Genomic DNA, 11,609 nt, shown 5'->3' on the forward strand with positions numbered 1-11,609 from the left:
CGCTCGACGAGTTCGTCGACATCGGTGCCGACGAGAACGTCCCGCTCCACCTCTCGCATTTCAAAGTCGCCGGCCCGATGCAACACGGAAAGGTCGACCGGGCGACGGCGCTCCTGGAGGCCGCCCGCGAGCGTGGCGTCGACATCACGGCCGAACAGTACCCCTACACGGCCGGGAGCACGATGCTCTCGGCGGCTCTCCCCCCGTGGGTCCACGCCGACGGGCCGGAGGGGACGCTCGAACACCTGCGCGACGACGCGACACGCGAGCGGATCCGCCGCGACGTCGAGGAGTGGCGCGTCGACGGCTGGGAGAACATCGGCGCGCTGACCGGTTGGGAGAACGTCGTCATCGCGAACGTGGAGACCGAGGCGAACGAACACCTGGAGGGGGAAAGCGTGGCGGCGATCGCCGCCGAGCGCGACACCACCCCCGTCGACGCGGTCTGCGAGCTCCTCCTCGAGGAGGAGCTCGGCGTCAGTATGACGCTCCACATGCTCGAGGAAGCCGACGTCCGGGAGATACTCTCGTACGAGCGGGTCTGCGTCGGGTCCGACGGGCTGTTCGGCGGGAAACCACACCCCCGCGTCTACGGGACGTATCCGCGGATCCTCGGACACTACGTCCGCGAGGGGAACCTCCTCACGCTGGAGGAGGCCGTCCGAAAGATGACGTCGCTTCCGGCGCGGGCCATGGGGCTCGATCGAAAGGGGGTTCTCCGCCCGGGGATGGACGCCGACCTGGTCGTCTTCGACCCGACGACCGTGAAGAGCCGGGCGACGTTCGAGCACCCTCGGCGGTATCCCGAGGGGATCGACCACGTCGTCGTGAACGGCGAGCTCGCGGTTCGGAACGGCGAGACGACCGGTGCCCTCCCCGGTCGGGCCGTTCGAAAGTGATCGGGTCGTTCGAAAGTGATCGGGCCGTTCGAAAGTGATCGGGCCGTTCGGGACGGGTGCGGTATCCGACCGCGTCCTCTACACCACGGTCGGTGATCGGGTGGCGGTCACCGCCGTAATCCGGCTTCTTCGTCGTCCTCGACGTATCGGACGGTGAAGTAGTCGTAGCCGCCGTAGGCCGTCTCCAACGCGCCCATCCACCAGTTCCAGCGTTCGACCAGCGAGGAGCCCTCGGGCGCGTCCGAGAGGTGCCGGACCACGCCGGGGACGGTCAGCGCGTGTCCGCGGTCGGTGGAGGGTTTCCCGGAGTCGACGAGGTCGCTGGCGGCCCTGGCGACCACGCGCCGCTCCGTGGCGGTCCCGCCGAACTCCTCGGCCAACGTCCGCTCTAGCCGCTTGCGGTCCATGCCCTCGGGTAGGGTCGACGGCTATTTGAGTCGTCCGGTGGGGGTGTTCCGGCGGGAGCGTCGGCCCGATCGCCACCGCGTCACAGCCGCACAGCGAGCGCCACGAACAGCAGGGTGAACGGTGCGGAGAGCAGCCCCAACGCGATCCCGCCGCCCTCCGCGCCCGCCGCGGACATCGCCAAGCCGACGACGAGCGAGCTGCTCCCGAGGAGTGCGAGGGTGGCCCGTTCGGGCACGCTCGCGCGCTCGGGGCCCGGAGAGCGGGCGAGAACGCTCTCGAGTGCGGTCTCGACCTCCTCGGCCCGCTCGCTCGGGACGAACAGCCAGGGCGTCGACCGGTACCAGGCGTTCCCGCGGTACGCCAACAGGAACAGCGTCGTCCACGGGAGGTCGATCCGGCGCGTCCGGATCACGGCGTCGAGGTCGTCGCTCCGGCTCCGGTCGTGGGTGTGAGACGTCCGCTTGACGACGCGTTCCGCGGGGTCGAGCCGAACCGAGGTTCCCTTCGAGTCGGCGAGGACCGGCAGGAGCCAGATCAGCGGGAACAGGTAGGCGAACACGAGTTCGACCGGCGAGGGGCCCCACACCCAGAGCGCGCCGAACGGGACGGCTCCCGCGAGCACCCAGCGGGGGCGTATCGGCTCCCCCGAGAGCGAGTAGTCGCCGACTGCGGAGCGGAGCTTCTTGCGAGCCCCCTCGGTCGATCGGTCGTAGGCGATCAGGAGGTAGACCAGCGAGAACGGGCCGCCGACGAGAAGCAACACGGCGAGCACCCACAGGTCGGTGTTCCCGCTGACCGTTCCGCCGCCGACGGCTTCGCTGCCGGTCGCTGTGGCCCACGCTGAGCTCGCCACGCCGACGGCGACGACCGCGACGACGGCGAGGAGGAGGACTGCGAGGACGAGCCCCGCCCCGAGCGCGAACGACCGGAGCCGATCGTGGCGGACCGGCCCCCACTCGATCGGCTCGGGAACCGAGGCCGGGTCGGCTTCCGTCCGCGAGTCCGTGCCGGTCGCCGTCCCCTTCACCTTCGCCGCCCCGGTCGGTTCCGCCGTCTCGGCGGTTTCGGTCGACTCCGTCGACTCCGCCGTCTCGGCCGATTCCGCCGTCTCGGCCGACTCGACAGTCTCGACAGGGGAGCCGCTCCCGGAGGGCATCTCGGGCCCCGATACGCGTGACGAGCTGTTAAAACTGTCCGCCGCCGGGGTTGTGGCCCGTCACGCCGCGGTCACGGCTCGTCACTCCGCTGCCCCTGCCGGTTCTTCGGTCCCCGGGGGCTCCGCGGGCACGACGTTCCCGAGCCGGAGCGCGTTGCCGGTGACGCCGAGGCTCATCCCCATGTCGCCGACGATCACCGCCATCGCGACAGTGACGTACCCGAAGGGGGCGCCGACTGCGAGCAGCGCCTTCACGGCGAGGGACGCGCCGATGTTCGTCCGGATCGTCCGTCCGGCGCGCGCCGAGAGGTCGATCACGTACGGGAGCCGGGTCAGGTCGTCGGCCATGAGCGCCACGTCCGCGGTCTCGAGGGCGGTGTCGGTGCCGGCCGCCCCCATCGCGATCCCGACGTCCGCGGCCGCCAGCGCTGGGGCGTCGTTGATCCCGTCACCGACCATCGCGACCCCGCCGTCGCTTGCCGCGCCGATCTCCCGGACGGCGACGACCTTCTCGTCCGGGAGGAGCTCCGCGCGGATCTCGTCGACGCCCACCGTTTCGCCGATCGCTCGTGCAGTCCGCTCGTTGTCGCCGGTGAGCATCACGACGCGGTCGATCCCGAGGTCGTGGAGCCGGTCGACGGCCCACCCGGCCTCCGGTCGGACCGCGTCCGCGACCGCGATCACTCCCTCCAGCCGGTCCTCGGTGCCGACGAGCACGACCGTCTTGCCCGTTGCCTGGAGCCCCGGGATCGTCTTGCCGGACAGGTCGAGGTACTCCCCGTGTTCACAGGTCGCGGGGTCCTCGATCCTCCCGGTCTCGTTCGTCTCCGCTACCCCCTCGAGGGTTCCGCCGTCAGTCCGGACGTGCGCGTGCCCGAGATCGAACCCGAGGTCCTCGAACAGCGACGGCTTGCCGGCGTAGTGGGTCTCGCCGTCGATCTCCGCCCGAACGCCCTTCCCGGCGAGCGCCTCGAACCCGGCCACGTCGCGGTCGGTGGACTCGGCGGTCCCGTCGTCGGGTCCGCCCTCGCCGACGTCCTCCCCGTACGCCACGATCGCCTCCGCCACGGGGTGTTCGCTCCGACGCTCCAGCGCGGTCGCACGCGCGAGCAGGTCGCCTGCGTCGGCCACACCGAGCGGGATCACGTCGGTGACGGCGAGCTCGCCGGTCGTGAGCGTCCCCGTCTTGTCGACGGCGACGGCGTCGACGTCGCCGGCTGTCTCCAGGTGTTCGCCGCCCTTGATCAGGACGCCGTTTCGCGCGGCGGCGGTCACGCCGGAGACGACGCTGACGGGCGTCGAGATGACGAACGCGCACGGACACGCGATCACGAGCAGGGTAAGCCCGCGGACGAACCACGTCTCGGCCGGGCCGCCGACGACGACGGTGCCGAGGACGACCGTCGCGACCGCGGCGGTCACGACGATCGGCGTGTAGACGCCCGCGAACCGGTCGACGAACCGCTCCGCTCGGGTTTCCTCGCCGTTCGCCGCCTCGACGAGTTCGACCACCTGCGCGATGGTGGACTCCTCGGCGGGTGCGGTCGCCTCGACCTCCAGGTAGCCCGCCTCGTTGATAGAGCCGGCGTACACCTCGTCACCCGGCTCCTTCTCGACGGGGACTGACTCGCCCGTGATCGGCGACTCGTCGACCGCACCGGCGCCCTCGCGGACGACCCCGTCGAGGGGGACGCGCTCACCCGGTCGGACGGCGAGCAGTTCGCCGACGGCGACCGCCCCGGCCGGGACGGTCTCCTCTCCTCCGTCCCGGATCACGACCGCCTCGTCGGGCGACAGCTCCATCAGCTCCCGCAGCGAGGTTCGCGCGCGGTCGATCGAGAAGCGCTCCAAGAGCTCCGCGGTCGAGAAGAGCACCGCGAGCGTCGCCGCCTCGAACGGGAGGTCGATGAGCAGGGCCGAGACCACCCCGACCGACATCAGGAGGTCGATGTCGAGGCTCATGCCCCGGAGCGAGTAGTACCCGTTCCGGAGGATCGGCGGGGCCGCGACCGCGATCGCGAGCAGGTACGCGAGCGACGCGCCGGACACCTCCCACGGGCCGAGGACGCCGACCTCCCCGCCGACGGTCGCGAAGAGCGGGTTCGCACCCGGGAGGAGCCACTCGAGGACCAGCCCGACCGCGAGGAAGACGCCGCCGGTAGCCGTGAGAACCGCTCGCGGACTGGTGAACAGCCCATCGGAGACGGCGTCCGAGTCGGCGTCGGCGACGTCGTAGCCCGCGCCCTCGACCGCGTCGACGAGCGCGTCCGCGTCGAGGACCGACGGGTCGTAGGTAACGACGGCGACTCCCGAAGTCGGCCGCGTGTCGACGGCGAGGACGCCATCGCGGTCGAGGGCTCCCTCGACCTTCCCCGCACAGGACGCACAGTCCATGTCGGGAACGACCAGCCGGAGCTCGACGCTCTCGACCGGAGGATCGTCCGTTCCGTTCCGTTCGCTCATTGGCGAGGAGTAACCGGCCGACGGTTATTAATCCATCTGCCGTTCTCGAGGTCGTGTTCAGATACGCTGATTCCATGCGAAAGCGAACGATCGCAACCACTCGTCAGCAGTTTCTGCTTCAGCTCTGCTGAAACAGTTTGAGAAGTAGATGATTCTACAATATAATTTATAACTGATATGTCCGAAGCTGGTCCGATTTCTATGTCGTTCGTGTCTACGATCGAAACCATGTTCTTATAGGTTCGATGAAGTAGAACCGCGCCACCAGCGAGAGATATCGCGTTATCCACATCACATTTTTGAGAGGATTTCGCGAAAGACTGGTCGACGATTACGTTCGTTCTTGTCTGTTCAAGCGTTGTATGGTGAAGATCGTTCGAATCAAGATCGACGGTAGCGTACAGCCAATATCGTTCATCATCGGACTGAATCACGGTCTCATCAACCGCGACGTGATTCGAACTCCGACCAGATCCCGGCTGTAGGTCAGTCCAATGAAGCCTGTTCTGAACGGTAGGCCGAACCCGATCAACACCAAATATTTCAAAAAATAAAACAGTATTTGAAAATGATGATCCAACCAGGTGAAGCTGAATACTGAGCTTCACAACAGCTTCGGTGTTGTTCTCGCTCCACAAACGCTACGTTGAGCTCGCCTACACAGCAGATGAGGCAGTCGTTTCGGGTATCGATCACTTTGAAAACGCACCGCCTCGCATTTCAATCCTTATCTGAACACCGCCATCGATCCCGGCGAAAAATATCGTATCGCAGACGTGGTTTGTTGCGCTAGCAGGCTTTCATAGGTGTTGAAACCCCCAGCTGATAATAGTTTTACACGCTTAGTACAGTTGAATGAGGTACGAGGATGAGAAGAAGTTTCAGCGAAACAACTATTATCGTGATCCCCCTGTGGCTCTCATGGAAACGTTGGACGAGATATTCTCCTTATTCAGCGAGGAACGTCGCCGATACGTACTGTACTATCTCGATCAAGTAGGCGGAAAAGTGTCTATCGATGAACTGGTAGAACAAATACACGATTGGGAAACGTCATCTTCCCACGATTCAGCCCCACCCGACGAGTTCGAGAAGATAACTATCTCTTTAGGACATAATCATCTCCCACAAATCGAAGATGCGACCCACATCGAATTTCAGCGTGAAAACGAGCAAATTTGGATTTCAAGTCTCTCCGTTGAAACCGACGTTCTGCTATCTGTTTCAAAGGCTATCGAACAACCATCAAACTCCACAGACATCAATCTTGGAACTGACCCTTGATTCGTTCAGTACACATATTCCAGCGACCAACCATTTCAGACGAGTATATGTCTGAAGAATTGGATTTCAACAGAGCCAATCTTTGGAACCGTACCGCTCACCTTTCGATCTTCTGGGAGTTTCAAGACGAAAACCCGCCTTTCAGGACGGGGAGGATGTCGCTCGAACACTATCCTAACGGCGCGACTCGAACACTATCCTAACGGCGCGCGTTGAGTTCGTGGAACTCGTCTCGGATATACGCCGTATACGCGTCCGCGATATGTTCCAAGAGCACTTCTCCGGCAGCCGCGGTCGCTGGCCTCGCATCACCGAGAACACCGCTTTCATCATATGTCTCTACGCCGTCAGCAAATAACGCCGCAGCAGAGACCGTTCCGGTGTGTCCTTCGGGGAGGTCGCCTTCCACGAGCGATGGTTCAATAGCGAGAAGCATCGCAGTCTCGCTGGCACCTGCGTGAACGACGGGTTCGTCGACGTCGATTCCTGCGGCTGATAACCCTTCGTCAAGCAGTTCCATGTACCGTTGGAGTCTCGTAATGGCGACTAGATCCACCCCTTCCGTCCGGGCGAGTTCCGCGTATGCGGCGTCAACTATGGAAAACGAACCTCCGTGTCCAGGAAGTATCACAACCCGGGTGAACCCCTGACTCTCGAAAGATGAGACGTAATCACGAAGCACTGCCGTGAGTGTATCCGGAGAGATAGAGAGGGTGCCAGGGAACGCGGCGTGTTCGTCGGAAGGCCCGACTGGCACAGGAGGGGCAACAAGAGCATCCTCGAGGTTTCGAGCGATACGTTCCGCGAGTGCCGTCGCGATTCGGGTGTCCGTCCCGACTGGGAGATGTGGCCCGTGTTGTTCGGTTGCGCCGAGCGGAACGATGATCGTATCTACACCTCCTTGAACCGCGGATTCGATCTCTTGCCACGTCAGATCGGCCAGCGTCACGTGGTCAGTGTCACACACGGCCGTATCGTTCACCTGATGATACAAGATTGTTCTCCTCGATAAGCTACAGCGACTCTCCTCGTCTCCAATGGACCAAGAGAGATTCCCGTGTAAATGGGAGGGTATCCAAACGTATTTAGTAATCTATTGTGTGGTTGATACTGTATGTCACAGTCAGCCGATTCAAGCGACGATACTGAGCAGTCCACAACTGACGAGCCCGATATCGAGGAAGATCTCTTCGAGGAAGAGCTCCGAATCGATGGAATATGTGGCGTCTACTAGCATGACCACGAAACTGGCGAGGCCCGATCACATCAAATTCAGGCGGGAGGCGGAAGGAGGGCTCGTGTACGATCACGAAAACTACGGCTACGAGGACGCGTCCATGTACGAAGTGAGCGACACGGTTATTGACGTGTTAGAGTACATCGACGGAGAACGACCTCGACAGGCCCTCGAGGAGGAGTTTTCGCCGGGCGTCGTCGAAACACTATTACAGCGTGGAGTCATCACAAATGTCGAGTGAACCGCTTTCGGCACCGGTCACGATCACGTGGGAGGTGACGCTGGGTTGTAACCTCCACTGTGACCACTGCCTGTCGGGAAGCGGCCCGGGCCACCAGCTACCGAACGAGCTCACGACAGATGAGGCTCGTGAGTTCATCGCGGAACTCGATCGGATGGACGTGTTCCAAGTGAACATCGGTGGTGGCGAACCCTTCATCCGTCCCGATATGCTGGAGTTGCTCGAGGAACTCACGAGTCGTGACATTTCGACGTGCGTGAGTACGAACGGAACGCAGCTCGATGAGGCGACACTCGACCGTATCGAGGCGATGGACCCACTGTTCCTTCAAGTGAGTATGGATGGTCTCCAAGCGGAAAACGACGCCATTCGTGGTGACGGCGTGTATGACCAAGTCGTCGATTCCCTCAACCGGTTAGAAGACCGTGACATCGGCACGACAGTAAACACGGTCGTCACTCGACAGAACGTCGAAGATCTGTCCAAAATATATGACCTCGCAACATCGCACGGTGCCGGCCTCCGGCTAAATCGATTCCGCCCGAGTGGCCGCGGCGAGGACACGTGGGACGAGTTCCGCCTCACGGAAGATCAGATACGGTTCCTCCACGACTGGATCGACGATCATCCCGACGTCCGAACCGGCGATTCCTTCTTTTATTTAAATGCGCTCGGTGAGGTTAGAAATAACACGCTCAAACAATGCGGTGCCGGATCAATGACGTGTCTCGTTGATCCCGCCGGTGACGTGTTCCCCTGTGCGTTCACACAGTGGGATCATCTCGCCTCCGGGAACGTAACGGACGACGGGTTCCAGACGGCGTGGGACGAAATCGCGAACCTCCGTAGTCGGATCGACGACCACGAGGGATGTCCCGCGGTCGCGATGGGTAGCTCCGACCCCGACGGCGAAGACCCTCAGCTACGGGCCATTCTCTCGGGCGACTGACTCCGTATGCCGGGAGATGGGTCGATGCGGGCTCACGGGGAGTATCGCCTTCGAAACGGGGTCACGGTTCCTGGCACCATCCTCGTCTCCACGCAACCGCTCCTTGCGACGCGACTCAACGAGACCGCTATCGAGGCTGTCCACGCACTCGAGAGTGAAACGTTTCGATCGCCGACGGCGGTCGCCTCGGAGCTCGGACGTGACGCCGAGCCGGTCGTACAACTGTTTGAACGGCTCCATCGACGCGGATTTCTCGAGTGGCGGCCCGCCCGGGATCGCCAATTTAGACCGCCCGTATCGATCGTCGTGACGGTCCGAAACGACCGTACCTCGCTTGAACGGTGTCTCGACGCACTAGCCGAACTCGAGTATCCGATGTACGAGGTAGTGGTGGTTGACGACGGATCAACGGACGGCACCAACGAGATGGCCAGAAACTACGACATGGTCGGAACCGGTCGTGTTCACGTGCTGTCGGTGGGACGTTCCACCGATCCGCTAGGCATCGGTGCCTCACGAAACCGTGGTGTCGCCGCAGCTACTCACGACGTCGTCGCGTTCACTGACGCGGACTGTCGCCCGCGGGCGGACTGGCTTACCGACCTCGTCCCGATCCTCAGAACTGCCGACCTCGTCGGGGGTCGGATCCGCCCCGCAGGTGAGACAGCCGCGAGCGTATACGAGGGGATTAACTCTTCACTGGATATGGGCGCCTACGCGTCACGAGTGGAGCCCGGAGGGAACGTCCCGTATCTAGCGACGGCGAACTTGATCGGCCACCGCTCCGCGTTCGAATCCGTCCCGTTTCCCGATCGGAGTATCGCCGAAGATGTGGACGTGTGCCGGCGCGCTATCGCGGCTGGACTCGAGGTCGTGTACTCGCCAACTGGGGTCGTCGAGCATGTCTATCGAGACGGGAAACGCGACTTCGCCAGCCGTCGCACAGCGTACGGTTCGTCGGAGGCGTTGCTCGCGCGCGACTACGGTCGTGATGGCTCCGGAGGCGTCGGTGTACCAACGCTCCTCCCATTCGCCGTTATACTCGGGTTGCTTGCGACTTTCGGTTCGGCCGTGGTCTCTACTGTCACGGTCGGAGTGATGGCGATATCGCTCGGTCTCCTCGGAAGTTTCCGTGGGTGGCATCTCTGGCGGCGGTACGGGCAGCTCCCCCCGATTATTTCGGCGTCCGACGTGCTACGGAGCTGGGGTCGTGAGCGGCTTTCGTCGACGTATACCGTCTCGCGAGAGGTCACGCGGTACTACGCGGGACCAGCACTCTTTCTCGGTGTCTTGGCATGGGGAGCGGGGATGCAGACGGTGGGGGGCGGCATCATCGGTGTGACTATCACCGCAATAGCGCTCCCGATGGCCGTCGAATATCGCGTCCACGATCCGGACACGTCGCTACTTGGCTACGGAACGTACTACGCTGTAGACCACTTCGGATATCAGTACGGGGCCTATCGCGGAGCGTTCGTCTACCACACGTTCAGCCACCTCAATCCGCTGACGCGGTTTCGACTCACGGGACCCGGGGCAACGTTCTTCGCACGACTACGTATCGGCCGTGAGACATCGCCCACAGAGACGCTTACCATCGGGACCGTAACGGGTCGGTTCAACGTCGATTCATCGGCAGAAGAGTGGTGGTTCAGGGATGACCAGCTCAGGGGCGAACGTCCGGTCGTCGCCGATCTGCTCGAACGGATCGAATCCGACGACACGTTCCTCGACGTCGGCGCAAACATCGGGATCTACAGTTGTCTGGTCGGCCGTAAACTCGACGAGGGGACCGTCATCGCTGTCGAGCCTCATCCGGAGAACGCGGCGCGGCTCGCGGAGAACCTGTCGATGAACGGTGTCGATTCACTGGTGGTTCGAAAGGCGCTCGGATCCGAAAACGGACGTGGGGCGCTGGCAAGCCCGGACGATACAGTGGCCGGGAGCGGAACACACACCCTCCTCACGGAACGGGACGCGTCGACCGACTCCGTGTCGTCCTCAACGGATCGGTCGCTGTCGACGCCAGTCATGACGGGAGATTCGTTGGTGGCATCAGGTGAGAGACCACAACCGACGGTGATCAAGATCGATGTCGAAGGCACGGAAGGTGACGTACTCGACGGCATGGACGAGGTCTTGTCGGACCCATCGTGTCGACTGGTGTACTGTGAGCTCCATCCGGACTCACTCTCAAAACACGGCGCGACCACTGAACGAGCAACGACCATCCTCCACGAGAAGGGATTCTCCGTGACACGTGTTCAGGACCTCCCGGACGAACGCACTATCGTTCGAGCCGAAAAGACGGAGTGAGAGCGGAGGGTAGTGTTTAGATGAGCTGATCCCATGCGAAGGCGAACGCTTGCAACCGATTTTCAGCAGTACTCGGTTCGACGCGGCTAAACATATTTGAGAACTGGTTTGTTCGTCGTTTTACTTCACGAAAGACACGTTCGACGGCATTCCCACGTGTGACGTGTTGGAATCGGAGACCATGACGATGGCAGGCCGCCTGTAACCATGGCACACTGTCGACGAGAAAGACTGCGTTGTCAACCTGATGTTTCTCACGCAGTTCAGAGAGAAACATCGAGGAGATCGCGTTGGTTCTCGTCGGATACAGCCGAACGCGGAGCCGGCGGTTCGTGTCGGGATTGACGGTAGCGTACAGCCAATATCACTCAGAATTGAGCTGAATCACGGTTTCATCGACCCGACGTGATTCGGATCAGTACCGTCTGTCGGCTGTAGAGCGGCCTTCTGTACCAACCGATGGAGGGTGGTTCGATGACGATCGACACCCACTTCTCAAGAACTCGAGTGTCGCCCCTCGCTCCAGAACACCTAACTCGATACGACCGCTATCGCCGTTGAGGCGGTCGAACGAGAGCATAGACCCCTCGAGCTTTTGACCGCCTCATCTTCCGACTTATTTCAGCACCGCCCACTTCCCGGAACCGATGCTTAAA

The 11,609-nt window shown here is 62.5% G+C and carries 10 protein-coding genes and 2 pseudogenes; 6 read left to right on the top strand and 6 right to left on the bottom strand.

The features are described 5' to 3' along the window. The coding region (locus DQW50_RS04520; RefSeq protein WP_157964843.1) for an amidohydrolase family protein at positions 1-899 on the top strand (899 nt) is incomplete at its 5' end. Positions 900-1,006: 107 nt separating this feature from the next. Here the strand turns inward: DQW50_RS04520 and DQW50_RS04525 are convergent. From DQW50_RS04525 to DQW50_RS04540, 4 genes and pseudogenes are all read right to left on the bottom strand, one after another. Further along, a complete protein-coding gene (locus DQW50_RS04525) occupies positions 1,007-1,306 on the bottom strand; it encodes a hypothetical protein (protein WP_112078119.1) in 300 nt (99 codons plus the stop codon). Positions 1,307-1,386: 80 nt separating this feature from the next. Beyond that, the gene (locus DQW50_RS04530; RefSeq protein ID WP_112078120.1) at positions 1,387-2,463 is read right to left on the bottom strand and encodes a hypothetical protein; all 1,077 of its coding nucleotides are present in this window, start codon (positions 2,461-2,463) and stop codon (positions 1,387-1,389) included. An 81-nt stretch (positions 2,464-2,544) separates the two neighbouring features. After that, a complete protein-coding gene (locus DQW50_RS04535; RefSeq protein WP_112078121.1) occupies positions 2,545-4,926 on the bottom strand; it encodes a cation-translocating P-type ATPase in 2,382 nt (793 codons plus the stop codon). A gap of 57 nt (positions 4,927-4,983) precedes the next feature. Beyond that, a pseudogene (locus tag DQW50_RS04540) lies at positions 4,984-5,619 on the bottom strand (IS6 family transposase). Between the two features lie 162 nt (positions 5,620-5,781). Here DQW50_RS04540 and DQW50_RS17580 point away from each other — a divergent pair. Continuing rightward, entirely contained in the window at positions 5,782-6,210 is a 429-nt protein-coding gene (locus tag DQW50_RS17580) for a hypothetical protein (protein WP_127341310.1), read from the top strand. A gap of 199 nt (positions 6,211-6,409) precedes the next feature. On the opposite strand, the gene DQW50_RS04545 is transcribed toward DQW50_RS17580, so the two are convergent. Then, positions 6,410-7,177, bottom strand: coding sequence for a creatininase family protein (locus tag DQW50_RS04545; protein WP_157964844.1), 768 nt, complete (start codon positions 7,175-7,177; stop codon positions 6,410-6,412). A gap of 147 nt (positions 7,178-7,324) precedes the next feature. Between DQW50_RS04545 and mftA the strand changes: the two genes are divergently transcribed. Genes mftA through DQW50_RS18735 form a run of 4 tightly spaced genes read left to right on the top strand, consistent with a single transcriptional unit; the run spans position 7,325 to position 10,953 of the window. Next, positions 7,325-7,444: a mycofactocin precursor MftA gene (mftA, locus tag DQW50_RS04550; RefSeq protein WP_112078123.1), complete on the top strand. Its 120-nt coding sequence runs from the start codon at positions 7,325-7,327 to the stop codon at positions 7,442-7,444. 1 nt (position 7,445) lies between these two features. Continuing rightward, positions 7,446-7,688 (top strand): mycofactocin biosynthesis chaperone MftB2, encoded by a 243-nt coding sequence (gene mftB2, locus DQW50_RS04555; protein WP_112078124.1) that lies wholly within the window; start codon positions 7,446-7,448, stop codon positions 7,686-7,688. Further along, complete coding sequence (gene mftC / locus DQW50_RS04560) at positions 7,678-8,637, top strand: mycofactocin radical SAM maturase (protein WP_112078125.1); 960 nt, start codon at positions 7,678-7,680, stop codon at positions 8,635-8,637. Before mftB2 ends, mftC begins: the two co-directional genes overlap by 11 nt. Positions 8,638-8,661: 24 nt before the next feature. Then, a complete protein-coding gene (locus tag DQW50_RS18735; protein ID WP_323749570.1) occupies positions 8,662-10,953 on the top strand; it encodes an FkbM family methyltransferase in 2,292 nt (763 codons plus the stop codon). A 16-nt stretch (positions 10,954-10,969) separates the two neighbouring features. Here DQW50_RS18735 and DQW50_RS04570 read toward each other — a convergent pair. Beyond that, positions 10,970-11,533 (bottom strand): annotated as a pseudogene (locus DQW50_RS04570) (IS6 family transposase). Between the last annotated feature and the right edge of the window lie 76 nt (positions 11,534-11,609).

This window comes from Halorubrum sp. 48-1-W (assembly GCF_003287355.1).
In the GTDB taxonomy this organism is placed as follows: domain Archaea; phylum Halobacteriota; class Halobacteria; order Halobacteriales; family Haloferacaceae; genus Halorubrum.

What these genes read in the sequence shown, in the direction of transcription:
- DQW50_RS04525 (WP_112078119.1), bottom strand. Translation starts at nt 1,306, where the DNA reads ATGGACCGCAAGCGGCTAGAGCGGACGTTGGCCGAGGAGTTCGGCGGG.
- DQW50_RS04530 (WP_112078120.1), bottom strand. Translation starts at nt 2,463, where the DNA reads ATGCCCTCCGGGAGCGGCTCCCCTGTCGAGACTGTCGAGTCGGCCGAG.
- DQW50_RS04535 (WP_112078121.1), bottom strand. Translation starts at nt 4,926, where the DNA reads ATGAGCGAACGGAACGGAACGGACGATCCTCCGGTCGAGAGCGTCGAG.
- DQW50_RS17580 (WP_127341310.1), top strand. Translation starts at nt 5,782, where the DNA reads ATGAGGTACGAGGATGAGAAGAAGTTTCAGCGAAACAACTATTATCGT.
- mftA (WP_112078123.1), top strand. Translation starts at nt 7,325, where the DNA reads ATGTCACAGTCAGCCGATTCAAGCGACGATACTGAGCAGTCCACAACT.
- mftB2 (WP_112078124.1), top strand. Translation starts at nt 7,446, where the DNA reads ATGACCACGAAACTGGCGAGGCCCGATCACATCAAATTCAGGCGGGAG.
- mftC (WP_112078125.1), top strand. Translation starts at nt 7,678, where the DNA reads ATGTCGAGTGAACCGCTTTCGGCACCGGTCACGATCACGTGGGAGGTG.
- DQW50_RS18735 (WP_323749570.1), top strand. Translation starts at nt 8,662, where the DNA reads ATGCGGGCTCACGGGGAGTATCGCCTTCGAAACGGGGTCACGGTTCCT.